This is a genomic window from Marinobacter sp. THAF197a (assembly GCF_009363275.1).
Taxonomy (GTDB): domain Bacteria; phylum Pseudomonadota; class Gammaproteobacteria; order Pseudomonadales; family Oleiphilaceae; genus Marinobacter.
In genome coordinates, this window is sequence record NZ_CP045324.1 from 3,325,901 (window position 1) to 3,343,153 (window position 17,253).

Annotated in this window: 19 protein-coding genes; 14 read left to right on the plus strand and 5 right to left on the minus strand. The window is 59.4% G+C overall.

What is annotated here, in order from left to right; genetic code table 11:
* Positions 1-108: 108 nt before the first annotated feature.
* The 6 genes from FIV08_RS15460 to FIV08_RS15485 all read left to right on the plus strand — a co-directional run bounded on the left by FIV08_RS15460 (position 109) and on the right by FIV08_RS15485 (position 5,673).
* Complete coding sequence (locus tag FIV08_RS15460; protein ID WP_072676399.1) at positions 109-558, plus strand: c-type cytochrome; 450 nt, start codon at positions 109-111, stop codon at positions 556-558.
* A 10-nt stretch (positions 559-568) separates the two neighbouring features.
* The gene (locus FIV08_RS15465; protein ID WP_072676398.1) at positions 569-1,984 is read left to right on the plus strand and encodes a cbb3-type cytochrome c oxidase subunit I; all 1,416 of its coding nucleotides are present in this window, start codon (positions 569-571) and stop codon (positions 1,982-1,984) included.
* A gap of 62 nt (positions 1,985-2,046) precedes the next feature.
* Positions 2,047-2,997 carry a 4Fe-4S binding protein gene (locus FIV08_RS15470; protein ID WP_152438978.1) on the plus strand — a complete coding sequence of 317 codons (951 nt, stop codon included), beginning with the start codon at positions 2,047-2,049 and terminating at the stop codon, positions 2,995-2,997.
* Between the two features lie 13 nt (positions 2,998-3,010).
* The gene (locus FIV08_RS15475; RefSeq protein ID WP_152438979.1) at positions 3,011-4,834 is read left to right on the plus strand and encodes a nitric oxide reductase activation protein NorD; all 1,824 of its coding nucleotides are present in this window, start codon (positions 3,011-3,013) and stop codon (positions 4,832-4,834) included.
* A gap of 11 nt (positions 4,835-4,845) precedes the next feature.
* Positions 4,846-5,421 (plus strand): cytochrome c oxidase subunit 3, encoded by a 576-nt coding sequence (locus FIV08_RS15480; protein ID WP_152438980.1) that lies wholly within the window; start codon positions 4,846-4,848, stop codon positions 5,419-5,421.
* Positions 5,422-5,433: 12 nt separating this feature from the next.
* The gene (locus tag FIV08_RS15485; RefSeq protein WP_152438981.1) at positions 5,434-5,673 is read left to right on the plus strand and encodes a cytochrome C oxidase subunit IV family protein; all 240 of its coding nucleotides are present in this window, start codon (positions 5,434-5,436) and stop codon (positions 5,671-5,673) included.
* A 294-nt stretch (positions 5,674-5,967) separates the two neighbouring features.
* Here FIV08_RS15485 and FIV08_RS15490 read toward each other — a convergent pair whose 3' ends face one another.
* The 5 genes from FIV08_RS15490 to FIV08_RS15510 are packed head-to-tail and all read right to left on the minus strand — an operon-like array spanning position 5,968 to position 9,449.
* Positions 5,968-6,342, minus strand: a complete 375-nt coding sequence (locus FIV08_RS15490) for a hypothetical protein (protein ID WP_152438982.1) — start codon at positions 6,340-6,342, stop codon at positions 5,968-5,970.
* A complete protein-coding gene (locus tag FIV08_RS15495) occupies positions 6,314-7,096 on the minus strand; it encodes a CbbQ/NirQ/NorQ/GpvN family protein (protein ID WP_152438983.1) in 783 nt (260 codons plus the stop codon). The genes FIV08_RS15490 and FIV08_RS15495 overlap by 29 nt, the downstream gene beginning before the upstream one ends.
* On the minus strand, positions 7,093-7,881 hold the full coding sequence (locus FIV08_RS15500) for a PhnD/SsuA/transferrin family substrate-binding protein (RefSeq protein WP_152438984.1): 789 nt from the start codon (positions 7,879-7,881) through the stop codon (positions 7,093-7,095). The genes FIV08_RS15495 and FIV08_RS15500 overlap by 4 nt, the downstream gene beginning before the upstream one ends.
* Positions 7,865-9,067: a cytochrome D1 domain-containing protein gene (locus FIV08_RS15505; RefSeq protein WP_152438985.1), complete on the minus strand. Its 1,203-nt coding sequence runs from the start codon at positions 9,065-9,067 to the stop codon at positions 7,865-7,867. The genes FIV08_RS15500 and FIV08_RS15505 overlap by 17 nt, the downstream gene beginning before the upstream one ends.
* Before the next feature lie 43 nt (positions 9,068-9,110).
* The gene (locus tag FIV08_RS15510; protein ID WP_228715438.1) at positions 9,111-9,449 is read right to left on the minus strand and encodes a c-type cytochrome; all 339 of its coding nucleotides are present in this window, start codon (positions 9,447-9,449) and stop codon (positions 9,111-9,113) included.
* A gap of 217 nt (positions 9,450-9,666) precedes the next feature.
* Here FIV08_RS15510 and FIV08_RS15515 point away from each other — a divergent pair, with 217 nt between their 5' ends.
* The 8 genes from FIV08_RS15515 (at position 9,667) to FIV08_RS15550 (ending at position 17,139) form a co-directional block, all read left to right on the plus strand.
* On the plus strand, positions 9,667-11,394 hold the full coding sequence (locus tag FIV08_RS15515; RefSeq protein WP_152438986.1) for a nitrite reductase: 1,728 nt from the start codon (positions 9,667-9,669) through the stop codon (positions 11,392-11,394).
* A gap of 29 nt (positions 11,395-11,423) precedes the next feature.
* Positions 11,424-11,888 carry an AsnC family transcriptional regulator gene (locus FIV08_RS15520; protein WP_152438987.1) on the plus strand — a complete coding sequence of 155 codons (465 nt, stop codon included), beginning with the start codon at positions 11,424-11,426 and terminating at the stop codon, positions 11,886-11,888.
* Entirely contained in the window at positions 11,885-12,421 is a 537-nt protein-coding gene (locus FIV08_RS15525) for an AsnC family protein (RefSeq protein ID WP_152438988.1), read from the plus strand. Before FIV08_RS15520 ends, FIV08_RS15525 begins: the two co-directional genes overlap by 4 nt.
* On the plus strand, positions 12,405-12,893 hold the full coding sequence (locus FIV08_RS15530) for an Lrp/AsnC family transcriptional regulator (RefSeq protein WP_152438989.1): 489 nt from the start codon (positions 12,405-12,407) through the stop codon (positions 12,891-12,893). The genes FIV08_RS15525 and FIV08_RS15530 overlap by 17 nt, the downstream gene beginning before the upstream one ends.
* Entirely contained in the window at positions 12,868-13,389 is a 522-nt protein-coding gene (locus FIV08_RS15535) for an Lrp/AsnC family transcriptional regulator (RefSeq protein WP_152438990.1), read from the plus strand. The genes FIV08_RS15530 and FIV08_RS15535 overlap by 26 nt, the downstream gene beginning before the upstream one ends.
* 133 nt (positions 13,390-13,522) lie before the next feature.
* A complete protein-coding gene (nirJ, locus tag FIV08_RS15540; protein WP_152438991.1) occupies positions 13,523-14,722 on the plus strand; it encodes a heme d1 biosynthesis radical SAM protein NirJ in 1,200 nt (399 codons plus the stop codon).
* A gap of 10 nt (positions 14,723-14,732) precedes the next feature.
* Positions 14,733-15,593: a uroporphyrinogen-III C-methyltransferase gene (gene cobA, locus FIV08_RS15545; RefSeq protein ID WP_152438992.1), complete on the plus strand. Its 861-nt coding sequence runs from the start codon at positions 14,733-14,735 to the stop codon at positions 15,591-15,593.
* Between the two features lie 7 nt (positions 15,594-15,600).
* Entirely contained in the window at positions 15,601-17,139 is a 1,539-nt protein-coding gene (locus FIV08_RS15550) for a nitrite reductase (protein ID WP_228715439.1), read from the plus strand.
* Positions 17,140-17,253 lie beyond the last annotated feature (114 nt).

A 17,253-nucleotide genomic window follows, 5' to 3' on the forward strand; every position in this document is an offset into this window, starting at 1 on the left:
CAATGGAGAAATCGGCGACCTTCTTTGATAATCATCAATAGCATTACCAATACATCTTTATATCCTAGCAGGGCAGTCAGGTATTCCAACAAGCAAGGAGTGAGACCAATGGCCGAGCGCTTTACCAAAAGCATGGCCAGGAACATCTATCTGGGGGGAAGTGCATTCTTCGTCCTGTTGTTCCTGGCCCTGACTTTTGACACACAGGTCCGGGCTATGCCCGAGCGGGATAACCGCGATCAGCTCACCGAAGAGGTGGTGCGCGGTAAACACATCTGGGAGAACAACAACTGCGTGGGTTGTCACTCCATCATGGGCGAAGGTGCCTATTTTGCTCCGGAGCTGGCCAACGTGTTTGACCGCCGTGGCGCGGGAGACACCGAGGTCTTCAAGTCCTATATGCGGGCGTGGATGAACGCCATGCCTACCAACATCCCGGGCCGCCGCCAGATGCCGAACTTCAATCTGAGCGATGAAGACATCGATGCGTTGTCTGCCTTCCTGGAGTGGACATCCAAGATCGACGACAACAACTGGCCACCCAATATCGAAGGCTGAGGGAACAAGCATGAAATACGAATCTCAAAGGGTCTCCATGCCCTACTTCATCTTTGCCCTGATCCTGTTTGTCGGCCAGATCGTGTTCGGCCTGGTTCTGGGGCTTCAGTACGTCGTCGGTGATTTCCTGTTTCCGGAAATCCCCTTCAACGTGGCCAGAATGGTGCACACCAACCTGCTGATTGTCTGGCTGTTGTTCGGTTTCATGGGCGCCACCTACTACATGGTGCCGGAAGAAGCACAAACCGAACTGCACAGCCCGTTGCTTGCCTGGATACTGTTCTGGGTGTTTGCCGCTGCCGGCACCCTGACCATTCTTGGCTACCTGTTCGTGGACTATGCCCGCCTCGCGGAGCTGACCTTCAACGAATACTTCCCCACCATGGGGCGGGAGTTTCTGGAGCAGCCAACGCTTACCAAGATAGGTCTGCTGCTGGTCATCCTTGGCTTCCTTTATAACGTCATCATGACGGCTCTCAAAGGCCGCAAAACCGTGGTCAACATCATCCTGATCACCGGCCTGATCGGCCTGGCCGTACTGTGGCTGTTCGCGTTCTACAACCCCAGCAACCTGGCCACCGACAAATACTTCTGGTGGTTTGTCATTCACCTGTGGGTAGAAGGCGTGTGGGAACTGATCATGGGCGCCATCCTGGCCTATGTACTGATCAAACTGACCGGGGTAGACCGTGAAGTGATCGAGAAGTGGCTGTACGTGATCGTTGCCATGGCGCTGATTACCGGCATCATCGGCACCGGCCACCATTTCTTCTGGATCGGGCCGCCTGAATACTGGCTGTGGCTGGGTTCGGTGTTCTCGGCACTGGAACCGCTGCCGTTCTTCATGATGGTGGTGTTCGCCTTCAACATGATCAACCGTCGTCGCCGTAATCACCCGAACAAGGCCGCCATGCTCTGGGCCATGGGCACCACCGTGATGGCGTTCCTGGGCGCGGGCGTGTGGGGCTTCCTGCATACCCTGGCCCCGGTGAACTACTACACCCACGGCAGCCAGATTACCGCAGCCCACGGCCATATGGCCTTCTACGGTGCCTATGTGATGATTGTACTGACCATCATCTCCTACGCGGTACCCATCATGCGTGGCCGCCCCTACGGCAACAGCAACACCGCGCAGGTGGTGGAGATGTGGGGTTTCTGGCTGATGACCATCTCCATGGTGTTCATCACCCTGTTCCTGACCGCCGCAGGCGTACTGCAGGTGTGGCTGCAGCGCATACCCGATAGCGGTGCTGCGCTGTCCTTTATGGCCGGCCAGGATCAGATTGCCCTGTTCTACTGGATGCGATTCGTCGCTGGCGCCTTCTTCATGGCAGGCCTGGTCGTGTACCTCGGCAGCTTCTTCATCAAGGGCCAGGCAAGCCCGGAAGAGGAAGTGCGTGGTCCTGCGACTGCTGACGCCTGATCAAGGCAGATCGCCGGGGCCTTCGGGCCCCGGCTAACTCCCTGAAATCCTGGACAACCCGAGTGCATGCGCAAACCGTCAATCCCAAAGACACCCTGCAGCAGAAGCGGCTGATCACCCGCACCGCCTTTTTCCTGCTGTTCCTGCTTGCGCCGGCCCTGAACATTTTCCGATACGACCTGACCGAAACCCGGTTTATTCTGCTGGGCTTTCCCCTGTCGTTTAACCTGAATCTCGACTGGGTAGCCCAAAGCACTCCGGCTGAAGTCGCCGGCCAGATCCTGTTCTGGTTTGTGCTACCGATTCTGATACTGGTCCCCCTGGTGCTCTGGATATCCCTGAAATGGGGCCGTATCTACTGTGGCTGGCTGTGCCCTCACTTCTCAGTGGTGGAAACCATCAACAACCTGATGACGCGCATCACTGGCCGCCCGACCCTCTGGGAGGCGCTGAAAAAAGGCAACACCGGCAAGGCCCTGCATTGGGCGGGCCTGACCCTGGTGTGCGCAGCCATCGGCTTTTCCTGGGCCCTGGCCCTGTTGTCTTACCTGTTGCCGCCCATCCCGCTTTACATCGACCTGGTGACCGGCCAGCTCAATCTCTACCCGGTCATCTTCCTGGCCGTAGCCACTGCCGTGTTTACCATTGATGTCCTGTTTGCCAGGCACCTGTTCTGCAAATATGGCTGTGCCTTTGGCCTGGTACAGAGCATTGCCTGGATGGCCAACGGCAAAGGGCGCGTGGTGACTTTTGATACCGAACGGGCAGCCGCCTGTCGGGATTGCACCAAGGCCTGTGATGAAGCCTGCCCCATGCGCCTGCCTACCCGCAGCCACAAACGGGCCAAGTTTTCCTGCACCCAATGCCTGCAATGCGTGAGCGCCTGCCGCGAGGTGCAAAAAGACAACCCGGAAGGTTCCCTGCTGACCTGGGAACCCGGAACCCCTGGCAAGCAGACCGTGTTGATTCCGGTACGCCAGATACATTCCCCTCCGCGCCAATCCCGCGCCTGATTCAGGAGTCGATATGGAAGAGTGGGTCGGATTAAAGTGGCACGAATACGTTACTCGCCAGGCCATGGGCGAGTTCCCTGAACACACGGTGCATCTGAAAGACGAAGCGCGCACCCTGGGGGTGCTGTTCCGGGCCATGGGCGGCGACCCGGCTCTGAGCCTGGTGACGGCCGAGCCCCGGCATTTCCAGATTCGCCGGCGGTTCGTGCAGAAACTGGCCGGCACCCACCGCAAGTTTGAACTGGCCTGGCGGGATGAAGAAAGCCTGCGCCTGCCGGAACAACTGGCCCTGTTTCCGTCCCGAAAGATCAACCGGGAACTGTACCTGTGGCTTGCGGCCCTGGCCTCACTCGGAGAGATACATCACCACAGCTGGCTGCAGGGCAACCAGGCCATGGTTCAACAACTGCTTGGCCAATGGCCGGGGCTGGAACCCATGTACCAGCGGCTGGTTCGCCACACCCTGCAGTGGCGACCTCGCCCGGACACACTCCGGGGCAACGAAGCGGAGCGTGAAAAAGCTATTCGCCAGGCGCTGATTCATCCCGGCAGCGTGACCGACCTGCCCGATGCCCTCACCGATCCCTGGCCGGTGGTGCTTTGGCTATACCCGATACTGGGTCGCGGCAAACTGAAAGGCCAGATCATTGGTGACGACAACACCCAGTCCAAATCCGGCGGTATGGCGAAGAAACGCAAGCGCCGCCGCGCCGAACGGGTGGATGCCTTCGATAAAGACCAGGGCATCATGCTGTTCCGGCTGGAAAGCCTGTTCTCCTGGTCCGAGTTCATACCCGTGGACCGGGCCGGGGATGACAGCGAGGAAGACGATGCGGAGTCCGTGGCCGATGACATGGACATGATCTCCATTTCCATGGACCGCAGGGAAGCGTCTTCGGCCATCAAATTTGACCTGGACCTGCCCTCGGAAGAAAACGACGACCTGTTCCTGGGCCCGGGAATCCATTTGCCCGAATGGGACTGGCGCCGTCAGGGTTTCCGGGACAACTTTTGCTGCCTGCAGCCGCTGCTCAGCCGGGATGCCGTGCCCTCGCCATTGCCGGAACGCCTGAAGTCGCCAGCCCAGACCCTGCGCCGGCAATTCAGCGCCCTGAAACCCCTGCGCCAATGGGAACGACGCCAACGGGAAGGCGAAGAGCTGGACCTGGATGCCTGCCTGGAGCGAGTGGTCCAGCAAAGACGCGGGGCCGGCGACATGGACCAGAAGCTGTTCCGCCAATGCAAACAGAACCAGCGTGACCTGGCCTGCCTGGTACTGGCTGACATCTCGCTGTCGACCGACACCTACATCAACAACAATCAACGGGTGATCGACATCGCCCGGGATGGCCTGCAACTGCTCAGCGAAGCCCTTACCGCCAGCCGCGACCCGTTTGCCCTGTTTGCCTTCTCATCACGGCGCCGGGACCACATCCGTTTTCATCACATCAAGGGCTTCGATGAGCCCTACAACGACACCAGCCGCGGGCGCATACAAGCCCTGGAGCCCGGCTACTACACCCGCATGGGCGCAGCCATCCGCCAGTCCACCAAGCTGCTCCGTGCCCGGCCGGAACACCAGAAAATCCTGCTGTTGCTGACCGATGGCAAACCCAACGACCTGGACCTCTACGAAGGCCGCTACGGCGTGGAAGACACCCGGATGGCAGTACAGGAAGCCCACAAGGCCGGCCTGACCCCGTTCTGCGTCACCATTGATGAAGAGGCCAACGAATATCTGCCCTACGTGTTCGGCAGCACCAACTACGTGGTCATCAAAGACCCGACCCAACTGCCCGCGCAGCTGCCCAAGCTGTACCTGAACCTGACCCGATAACGGAGGATGTGATGGCTGACAGTCAGGCCGCCCGATCACCGCACCTGCCCGGCGACCTCGCCGTGTGGTTCTTCATCTTCGCGGAACTGGCCGTGTTCGGCATCCTGTTCATCGGCTACGGCGTAGCCCGCAGCCTCGACCCGGCCACCTTCGCCGCCGGCAAAGAAGCCCTGCACCCCTGGACCGGCCTGCTCAACACCATCGGCCTGATCACCGCCAGCTACCTGGTGGCCCTGTCGGTTCACCGCCTGCGAGACCGCAAACCCGGCGTAGCCATGCTGCTGTGGGCTGGCATCGCCGCCTCCTGCATCTACACCTTCGGCAAACTCTGGGAGTACGCCGACCTGTACAGCAACGGCTACAACCTGGGCACCGACACCTTCTTCATGTTCTATTTCTTCCTCACCTTCTTCCACTTCATGCACGTGGTACTGGGCCAGATCGTCCTGGTGGTATTAGCGGTGAAAGTGAAAAAAGGCGAATACAACGGCGATGACATGAACGGCATGGAATCCGGCGCCTCTTACTGGCATATGGTCGACCTGGTTTGGCTGGTGCTGTTCCCCATGTTGTACGTGTTGGCGTAAGGAGCCCAAACCATGTTCGCGGTTTACATCATCCTGATGCTTTGCACCATGGCGCCGGTGATCGCCATGCAGCTGGGGGCCGATTTTACCGGTCTTGTCTGGCTGGTGTTTGTGCTGGTGCTGGTTAAAGCGCTGTTACTGGTTGATCACTTCATGGAAATGAAACACGCACCGTTCGGCTGGCGATTGGCGTCGCAGGGCTGGGCGGTTGTGGTTGTTGCAGTGCTTGCGGGGATTCATTTTGTTGCCTGAGCTTATGGAGTAAGCCACAGGCCGGTGGGGAAGGCTTTCCAAAACACGCTGAGACTACGCGGAATCCCCTGACGCGGTCTGAAGGCCAGGCTGGGTAGGGCTTTCCAAAACCTTGCGGAGCCAGGGGTGGAGCGCGAAAGCGCTTCACGGGCTGGCCATGGATGGCCTGCCCAGGACCCTCAGCGCGACGCAGGAGCAATAAGCACTGAGGGGCGGAGCAGAGCGTACAAGGATGTATTCACAGCGTGTTTTGGAAAGCCCTACCCAGCCTGGCCCACCGCAGTAATCAGAAACCTACAACAGGCGCCGCGGAAAATAAGGCGGCTTATCACCAATAGCCTGAGCCAAGGCAATCATTCCCCAAAGTACAAACGATGTGTGAAGAACGATGGCCCAGACGATGGCGAAGGTCCAGAAGCTGCCGGTATTGCCGTGTATCAGCCAGGCAATCAGGACACCAGAACTGATCAGCACGGCGCCCAGTATGGACATATAGACACCCGCCTTGCTGTGGGCCCGGCGTATCGGATTATCGTCTCCAGACTTCATCGCAATCGACAACAACACTAGAAAACCAATCACCGGCAACGCCAGCAAATTCAGCAGATACCAGATCACCGGGGCAACCGCCCACGGAGTTTCACTCTTCTGACTGGCCGAATAAGGCATACACCACCTCCATGAGTGCATTGACAGTCACCGCGTCGTCCGACAACGGTTCGATAAGACCAGCGCGGCAGGCTTCAATCGCCGGCACGCCGGAGCGGATCAGATAGGCAGTGTGAATCAACAACCGGGTCGACGCCGCCTCCTCCAGGTCGTGATCTTTCAGCTTGCGCAGAGACGCCGCCAGGCTCACCAGCTGCTTCGCCAGGTCTGAATCACACCCGGCCTCCTGCTGCACAATCACCTGTTCAGTTTCCGGCTTCGGATAATCAAAACTCATGGACACAAACCGCTGCCGGGTGCTCGGCTTCATACCCTTGAGCAGGCTCTGGTAGCCCGGATTGTAAGACACCACCAGCATGAATCCTGGTGCCGCCTGCAGCAGTTCGCCGGTGCGTTCGATGGGCAGTTCCCGGCGGTCATCGGCCAGCGGGTGCAACACCACCGTGGTGTCCTTTCGGGCCTCCACCACTTCATCAAGGTAGCAGATACCACCTTCTCGCACCGCTCGGGTCAGGGGGCCGTCCTGCCAGTAAGTGCCGTCCGGGCCGATCAGGTGTCGGCCCACCAGGTCTGAGGCGGTGAGGTCGTCATGGCAGGCGACGGTGTACACCGGCCGGCCCAGTTTTTCGGCCATGTAACGGACAAAGCGTGTTTTACCGCAGCCCGTCGGGCCTTTAATCAGAACCGGCAAGCCGTTATCGGCAGCGGCGCTGAACAGTTCCACTTCATTGCCTACTGGCTGGTAGAAAGTCATGGAGCACTATCCTTTTCTTGCGTGGATTCGGGTGGCACAAAACCGGACACCCATTCCGGGAATAACTGGAACACCTGCCTGTCATCGGATCTCTGTATTCGGGTCAGCGCCGCCAGGCAAAGATCGATCTGGCTAACCGAAGCCTCCGGCGCTGTTTGATACCAGCCGGCGCCCTCTACAGGTTGGCCTTGCCAGGTAACCGCCAACCCTTGCGATTCCAGCAATCCCGATACAAACCCCAGTTCCGAAGCCGCCGCATGGGTGTTGTTGTGTAGCAACAACCCAAGCGCCGAACTGAAATCTGCCGCCAAGTATCGCTGGCCACGGTCAGGTGTAACGCCCTGGCTAGCCAGCGCCTGTAAGGCGGCGGCTCCGCCGACCGGATCAACCCCGGCCACCAGGGATACATCCCGCCCGTTCAGCTCCGCCAGGGAGCGAACCCCCGAGGTTTTCCGGGTAACCCACACCGGCACCGGGTTCTGTCCTGCCGGGTTGACGGCTTTGAGGACCGGCTCACCTCCAACAGGTTGTACGGAGAAAACCAGTCCCGGACGCTCTGCCAAACCCTCGAATTCTGGTTCAGCCACGGCAATTACCACACTCGCATCACACCCTTGCCGGTCGAGATAAGCCTGCAAACGCTTTTGCGCCACGGTGTACGACGCCAACTCCGAATGCACTCGCAACTCCAGCGCTTCACCGCCAAACGCTGGCGCCACAGGCGCAAAGCCGGTGGCGATCAACGCCGCGCACCAGCCCCATTGGAATTTACAGCCCCAGCGCATGGGCCCGACTGGTAAAGAAAATACCTGACGGCTTACGGGCCGGCAGGGTGGCCACTTCCTCCAGCGTGCGGGTGCTGTAAACGGTTATCCGGTCGCTGTCCCGGGACGACACCCAGACTTCTTCACCACGGGGCGTAAACTCCATGTGCAGAACGGATTTTCCAGGCTCAAGGCTGCGGACGATCTCCCGTGTCTGGGCGTCAATCACCTGTACCACATCGTTATCCGGGTGAGAGAAGCTGACCCAGATCTGCCGATTGTCCGGGCTCGCCATCACAAACACGGGCTGACCTTGCACCGGAATGCGTTGCACCATGCTCCAGTCATTCATCGTCGCCACCAGCACTTCATGGCGACCAACCGCCGGCACAAACGCGTGGCCATCGGCGATGGCCCAGCCTTCCAGGTGGGGCATCTTGTACACCGGCAGGCGCTGCTCGCCCTTGCCGTAATCCGGCAGAATGCTTCGCACGCCCTGCTCCGGTGCCCACAGGTCCATCATGGACAAGCCGTCTTCACCAAACAGGCCGGCAATGTAGTAACGGCCATCGGGAGTGATTAGAGCATCGTAAGGTTGCTTGCCCGCCGGGTGGCGGGAGACGGCCGGCGGCTGCGAAACCATATCCACCGTCCAGATTTCGCCGGCTTCAAACAGGCTGAAAACAAACTGATTGCCCGGAGCGTCAACCAACCCTACAGTTTTGGACTGGTCCTGCTCACCGCTGGCGTTGGTGTAGGTTGCCGGCAGGGTCAGTACGTTTTCGAGGGTGCGGCTATCAAAGATGTTCACGCCGCCAGGTTCGTAATTGGACACCGCCACATAACGGCCATCCTGTGAAATGGCGCCGCCGATGCTGTTGCCAGACTGAATCACCCGTTTGACGATAGTCTGGGTCAGCAGGTCAACCTTGGTGAGCCCACCATCGCGACCGAACACATAGCCATAACGGGCATCACGGGAATACACCACCGAGGCATGGGACAAATCACCCAACCCCTCAACCCGGCCGAGAATTTCGTACTCCGAGTGATCAATGACCAGAACGGAGCCTGTGGCCCGCTCAATGATCAGGCCCAGGTCACCGGTGCCCCGCAGGTGGTCTGCCGATGCGGAAGTCACCGACTGGCAGCCCGTGAGTACGGCCAACATCAATAACGGTAGCGTCAAACGAAGCAATGCTTTCATGGCAGTTCCTTGGTTAGTGACGAGGGTGCATTCACCCGCTTCGTCAGTCACTCAGTAAAGCACCGGACTTCAGCTGCTCGCTGATCCAGTCAATCTCGTCATCCGTTAGCAGCGCCTTCCACGGCGGCATAGCCGTGCCGGGTACCCCTTCCCGGATGATGGCTGCAATCGCAGCTTCTGGCAGCATGGCCAGATCGTCCGGGCGCAATGGTGGCCCCAGGCCTCCACGCATGGTCAGGCCGTGGCAGGAACCGCAATCCTGAATCACAAAATTGGCTAGCACTTGCTGTTCTGCCGGCTGCCCGGCAAGCACGGGTAGCGCTGAAGTCATAAACATCACGAGCACTGAGCGCTTCACCTTTGATGGCCACAAGATACTCATTTCACCACCTCCCCCTGCCTGAAATTCCATGCTGAGGAACACCCAACTCCTTAACCTTGATATTGATTAAATTTTTCCTTCCCGGCCAGAGATCTTTGGGCATACCCACCTAGGGGTACTCTCTTGAAAAGATGCAAACCCGTGACATTAATCAATGTTCAGAAACACCAACAGGAGAAACCTAGTAAGCACTCTTGAATACCAAGGAGAGAACCTGATGAGAGTGACCGACATGATGATCAAACCTCTGGCCTTTGCCGTGGCCATTACGTCTATGGGCGTGATGACGGCGCAGGCACAACCACACAAGAACGTTGATGAAGCCTCCGTAGCCTACGAGGGCACCCCAAGCTCAATCGATGCCGCGTCTGCCAAAGTCGTCCGCACCCCTGGCGCGCCTGACCTGACCGACGAAGAGTTCGCCCGCGCCAAGCAGATTTACTTCGAGCGCTGCGCCGGCTGTCACGGTGTGTTACGCAAAGGTGCCACGGGCAAGCCGCTGACCACCGATATCACCCAAGACCGGGGCATGGATTACCTTAAGGCCCTGATCAGCTACGGCTCCCCAGCCGGCATGCCGAACTGGCTCACCTCCGGTGACTTCGATGAAGAAACCGTCGAGCTGATGGCCAAGTACATCATGCACGAGCCACCCCAGCCTCCCGAGTTCGGCCTGGCCGACATGAAGGACACCTGGGAAGTGGTGATCCCGCCCGAGAAACGCCCCACCAAGCAGATGAACAAACTCAACCTGGAAAACCTGTTCAGCGTGACCCTGCGTGATGCCGGCGAGATTGCCCTGATCGATGGCGACACCCATGAGATCGCCAAGATCATCAAGACCGGTTACGCCGTGCACATTTCCCGCATGGGTGCTTCAGGACGCTACCTGTTCGTGATCGGCCGTGACGCTCTGGTGAACATGATCGACCTGTGGATGGAAGAGCCGGAAACCGTCGCCAAGATCAAGGTCGGCATGGAAGCTCGCTCGGTTGAAACCTCCAAGTTCAAGGGCTGGGAAGACAAGTACGCCATCGCAGGCACCTACTGGCCACCCCAGTTCGTGATCATGGACGGTGAAACCCTGGAACCCAGGAAAATTGTCGGCACCCGGGGCATGACCGTGGGCGACCAGGAATACCATCCGGAACCGCGTGTTGCCGCGATTGTGGCCTCCCACGCGCACCCGGAGTTCATTATTAACGTCAAGGAGACCGGCAAGATTCTGCTGGCCAACTACGAAGATCTGGACAACATGACCATCACCTCTATCGATGCAGCCAAGTACCTGCACGACGGAGGCTGGGATGCCAGCATGCGTTACTTCCTGACCGCCGCCAACAACTCCGACAAGATCGCCGTTGTGGATGCCCAGGACCGTAACCTGGAGGCTATCGTGGACGTTGGCAAAATCCCCCACCCGGGCCGTGGCGCCAACTTCGTGGATCCAGAGCACGGCCCTGTTTGGGCGACGTCTCACCTGGGTGACCCGACCATTCAACTGATCGGTACCGACCCGAAGAATCATCCGGACAAAGCCTGGAAAGTGGTTCGCACGGTCAATGGTCAGGGCGGTGGTTCCCTGTTCGTGAAAACCCATCCCAAGTCCAGGAACCTGTGGGTAGATACCGCCCTGCATCCGCTGGAAAGCATCAGCCAGAGCGTGGCGGTATTCGACATCAACAACTTTGATGCCGGCTACGAAGTACTGCCCATTGCCGAGTGGGCAAATCTGGGTGAAGGACCAAAGCGGGTTGTTCAGCCTGAGTACAACGTGAAGGGGGACGAGGTGTGGTTCTCTGTTTGGAATACCCAGGACAAGAAATCCGCCATCGTGGTCGTGGATGACAAGACCCGCAAGCTGAAGAAAGTCATCGACGACGAACGCCTGGTAACACCGACCGGCAAGTTCAACGTCTACAACACCCAGCACGACGTGTACTGATCCCGGCCCCGGCCCGGAGGAGCTATCTGATGAGACTGGATATGGCAGACAGACAACTGATCGACAGGTACCAGCGTGACCTGCCCGTCAGTGAACGCCCCTACGAGGACATGGCCCGGGAACTGGGCCTGACTGAAGCAGAGGTTATCGAAAGACTGTCTACCCTGCAGGAACAGCAGGTGCTCAGCCGGGTTGGACCGGTGTTTGAACACAGCCAGGCGGGCGCGAGCCTGCTGGCTGCCGTGGCGGCACCCGATGAACAGATGGATCTGGTGGCCGCCCGGATCAACCGTGCCCCGGGGGTAAACCACAACTACGCCCGGGAGCACACCTACAACCTCTGGTTCGTGATGACAGCGCCCAATGACGACATTCTGGAAGAGCGTCTGGACGAACTGGAACACCAGTTGAAGCTACCCATGCTGAGACTTCCGATGGTTGAGGGTTACCACATCGATCTTGGCTTCGATATCGACTGGGAGGCGCTGCCATGAACCTGCCCGCCACCCGCCAGGATCAGAACTACCTGTTTGACACCCAGTCCATCAGCGCCTGGGGCTTACTCAGGCTCCGGGAGCAACTCGAAAACGGTCTGCCACTGGCCCCAAGGCCTTACCTGACCCTGGCCGAGCGCACCGGGCTAACCGAACAACAGGTCATGCAGGCGGTCAGCCAATGGCAGCAACAAGGACTGATAAAACGCCTTGGCCTTGTGGTGAAACACCGAACCCTGGGTTACCGCGCCAATGCCATGGCCGTCTGGAACGTGCCAGATGATCGGGTATCCGAGCTGGGCAAAGCCCTGGCCGCGTCACCGGTCGTCACCCTGTGCTATCAACGCCCACGGCGCCTGCCAGACTGGCCCTACAACCTGTTCTGCATGATTCACGGTATTGACCGAAACCGTGTTCAGAGCCAACTCCAAAAGCTTGTTCATGAGCATAGGCTGGAAGACATCCCCCATGCCGTGCTGTTCAGTAACAAAGCCTACCTCCAGCGCGGAGGGCGCTATGTCAGCGACCGCTGAGCAACACCGCCATAGCGAAGTGCCAAATTTTACGCCGGTCGAGCGGGCGATCATCAACCGCCTGCAAACGGGGCTGCCGTTAACCAGAACGCCCTATAAAGACGTGGCCGAGGAAATCGGCATCACCGAACAGGATTTGCTGGGCCACCTTAAGGCTCTGCTCGCCAACGGCACCCTGACCCGCTTTGGCCCCATGTTCCACGCTGGCGAAATGGGTGGCGGCCTGACCCTCGCCGCCATGCGCATTCCCGAGCACGACTTTGAGCGAGTAACGGAGCAGGTGAACCGTTTCGACGAAGTGGCCCACAACTACCGGCGCGAGCATGAGCTGAACATGTGGTTTGTGCTGGCCACCGAAACCCCCGAAGCCATTGCCGACACCATCAGCCGGATTGAAGACCTCACCGGCTCCCCGGTTTACAACATGCCCAAGGAGCAGGAGTTCCATGTCCACCTCCACTTCCCGATCTGACTATCGGCTCTGTGAACGGGATCGGCAACTGATCCTGGCCACCCAGGGTGGCCTGCCTCTGGTGCCTGACCCCTGGGCCGAACTCGGGCGCGAGCTGGCCATACCCGCCGATGAAGTACTTGCCCGTTTTCAGCGCATGCAGGAGAACGGGGTCATCCGCAGGGTGGCCGCAGTGCCAGACCACTACCGACTGGGGTACCGCTTCAACGGCATGACAGTCTGGGACGTGACTGACGAGGCCATATCAGCCATGGGTGAACAAGTGGGTGAACTGCCCTTCGTCAGCCATTGTTACCAGCGGCCCCGACACCTGCCCTACTGGAGTTACAACCTGTTTGCCATGGTCCACGGCACCAGCCGGAATGAAGTGGAAAGCAAGGCTGGGCAAATCCGGGAACTGCTGGGCGACACCTGCTCCGGACACACCATTCTCTACAGCTCGGCCATCCTGAAGAAAACCGGACTAAGGCTTCGAAAACAAGCAGATAACCGCTAGCAAGTACCCCCTCAAGTACTCCATCAAAGGTATGGATACCCAATGCCCGGAGGGGGATAGTGAAAAGGGCAGAGAGCCGGCAAAGGCCCGCCCGGAGAGGCAAGAAAGCCACTCCCGATGAGAGAGAAAAACTATGTTTCGCATGACCCGCTACATCAAGAGCCTGATGAACCCGGCACCGGTGCGCCCGGTGCCCAAGCCCAGTGGCCCGGTGGTGATCTGGAATCTCATCCGCCGCTGTAACCTCACCTGCAAACACTGCTATTCGATCTCCGCAGACATCGACTTCAAGGGCGAACTCAGCACCGACGAAGTCTACACAGTGATGGACGACCTCAAAGCCTTTGGGGTGCCAGTGCTGATTCTCTCTGGCGGTGAGCCCCTGATGCGCCCGGATATTTTCGACATCTCCCACCGGGCGAAAGAAAAAGGCTTCTACGTCGGCCTGTCTACCAACGGCACCCTGATTACCGAAGAGAACATCGGCAAGATCAAAGACGTGGGTTACGACTACGTGGGCATCAGCATCGATGGCCTGGAGGCCACCCACGACGAATTCCGCCAGAAGAAAGGCGCTTTCAAAGAGTCCATGCACGCCGTGGCCCTGTGCAAACAGGCCGGCATTAAGGTGGGCCTGCGCTTCACCCTGACCCAGGACAACTACCCGGAACTGCCCGCCATGCTGGAGATGCTCGAAGAGCACCAGATCGACAAGTTCTACCTGTCGCACCTGAACTACTCCGGCCGCGGCGGCCGCAACAAGAAGCGGGACGCCTGGTACGACATGACCCGCGAGGCCATGAACCTGTTATTCAACCATTGCCACGACGAACTCAAGCTGGGCATAGAGCGGGAATACGTCACCGGCAACAACGACGCCGACGGTCCCTTCCTGATCGAGTGGGCCAAAGAACACTACCCGGACCAGGTAGGCGCCCTCACCCAGCGACTGACCAACTGGGGCGGCAACTCCTCCGGCGTGAACATTTCCAATATCGACAACCTGGGCGTGGTCCACCCGGACACCTTCTGGTGGGACCACAACCTGGGCAACGTGCGGCAAACCCCGTTCTCGAAGATCTGGTCTGAAACCACCGACCCGCTGATGCAGGGCTTCCGCCAGCACCCGCGCCCGGTTAAAGGCCGCTGCGCCGACTGCAAATACCTGAATATCTGTAACGGCAACACCCGGGTACGGGCCTATAACGTGTCCGGCGACTTCTGGGAAGAAGACCCCGGCTGCTACCTCACCAACGAAGAAATTGGTGTGGTTGGAAACCTGGCCCGACGAGTGGCAGCCCCGATTGACGAAATTCCGGTTCACAACCTGTAAGGAACACGCCATGAACACACATCCACGGAAAAAGTGCCTGGTGGAATTCCAGCTGGCGGAACAACCCTTGCGGGCGGGTGAGGTGGCCATCGTCGGCGCCGGCCCCGGTGACCCGGGACTGCTGACCCTGCGGGCCCTGATGCTGATCCAGCAGGCAGATGCCATTGTCTACGACCGGCTGGTCTCACCCCAGATCATGGAACTGGTCAACCCCCGGGCCGAGCGCATCCACGTTGGCAAAGCCAGCGGCTGCCACTACGTGCCCCAGGAAGAAACCAACGAACTGCTGGTGCAGTTGGCCATGAAGCAGCGCCGGGTAGTCCGCCTGAAAGGCGGCGACCCCTACATCTTTGGCCGCGGGGGCGAAGAGGCCGAGTTCCTGGTGGAGAATGACATCGACTTCCAGGTAGTGCCCGGCATTACCTCTGCCGCTGGTTGCGCCTCCTACTGTGGCATCCCCCTGACCCACCGGGACTACTCCCAGAGCGTGACCTTTGTTACCGGCCACCGCAAAGCCGACCATAGCCTGGAACTGAACTGGCAGGTACTGGCTGCGCCGGGCCAAACCCGGGTGTTCTACATGGGATTGCACAACGCCCCCACCATTGTCCGGGAACTGACTGCCCATGGCCTGTCCGGGCAGTGCCCGGTGGCCCTGGTAGAACGGGGTACGACTCCGCTTCAGCACATGACCGTCACCACCCTGGACAGCCTGGTGGAGACCATTGCCCGGGAAGACTTCCAACCACCCACGCTGATTATCGTAGGGGAAGTGGTGCAGCTGGCGGAAAAATTGGCCCGCCCGGCACAAGCCGGCTGGAACAGTGCCCTGACTGGCCCGGCGGCAACCGTCGCCCGCAGACCAGCCTGAACACCTCATGCTGAACAAACTGAACCGGGAGCAGTTGCTGGTGAACCTCAACAAACCGCGCATTCAACTGACCAAAGCACTGGTGATTGCCACCGCTCTGATAGCAGGCCCGGTGGCCAGCGACACCGTAGACACAGACACCCTGTACCTGCGGCACTGCGCCGCCTGCCACGGCACCGACCGCCTCGGCGGCATGGGCCCTGCCCTGTTGCCAGACAACCTTTCCCGGCTCAGAAAGACCGACGCCGAGAAAGTCATCCGCAAAGGCCGGCCCGCCACCCAAATGATCGGTTACGAAAGCATCCTCAACGACCAGCAGATCTCAGCCCTGACCGAGTTCATGTACCAGGCGCCGACGCACCCGCTGAAATGGGGCGAAGCGGAAATCCGCAACAGCCGGGAAGTCACCCATCCGGCAGGCTCATTACCCGACGACCCGGTTTTTGAGGCCGACCTGATGAACCTGTTCCTGGTGGTGGAAATTGGCGACCACCACGTCACCCTGCTGGATGGCGACGAAATGGAACCCATTCACCGCTTCCCCAGCCGCTTCGCCCTGCACGGTGGCCCCAAATACAGCCCCGATGGCCGCTACGTGTACTTCGGTTCACGGGATGGCTGGATCACCAAATACGACATCTACAACCTGAAAGTCGTGGCGGAAGTCCGCGCCGGCATCAACATGCGCAACATCGCCGTCTCGGCTGACGGCCACTACGTGATGGCCGCCAACTACCTGCCCCACACCCTGGTACTGTTCGACGCCGGCAACCTTGAGATGCTCGACGTCATTCCCGTCGACAATGAGTCCGGTGACACCTCCCGGGTCAGCGCCGTGTACACCGCACCGCCCAGGGGCAGCTTCATCGCCGCCCTGAAAGACATACCCGAAGCCTGGGAAATCACCGTTGAAAACCGCAAGGCCAACGTGCGCCGGATGACCACCGACACCCTGCTGGACGACTTCTTCTTCGACCCCGGCTACCAGCACCTCATCGGCGCCGCCCGCGACGGCAAGCACGGCGTGGTCATCGACCTGGACACCGGAAACACCTCCGCCGAACTGCCGCTACCGGGCATGCCCCACCTAGGCTCCGGCATCACCTGGGAACACGAAGGCCGCCGCGTAATGGCCACCCCCCACTTCCGTGCCGGCGCCATCTCCATCATCGACATGGACACCTGGCAGGTGATCAAAACCCTGGACACCGAAGGCCCGGGCTTCTTCATGCGCAGCCACGAAAACTCCCGCTACGCCTGGGCGGATGTATTTTTCGGCCCCAACGCCGACAAAGTCCACATCATCGACAAACAAACCCTGGAGATCGTCAAAACCCTGCAACCGGAACCCGGCAAAGTCGCCGCCCACGTGGAATTCGATCGCCATGGTGAAAAGCTTCTGCTAAGCATCTGGGACGACGACGGCGCCATCATTGTTTACGACGCCGATACTCTGGAGGAAGAGAAGCGTATTCCCATGAAGAAGCCATCAGGCAAGTACAATGTCTGGAACAAGATCAATTACGAAGAAGGCACCAGCCATTGATGGATAGTGTTTTGCGACAGTCTCAAAGCTCGAATGCACGCACGGAGGAAGATCGAGGGGCGGCCTCACAAAACTGTGCGGAGCCATGGATGGCGGAGCCCAAGCGTCACAAGG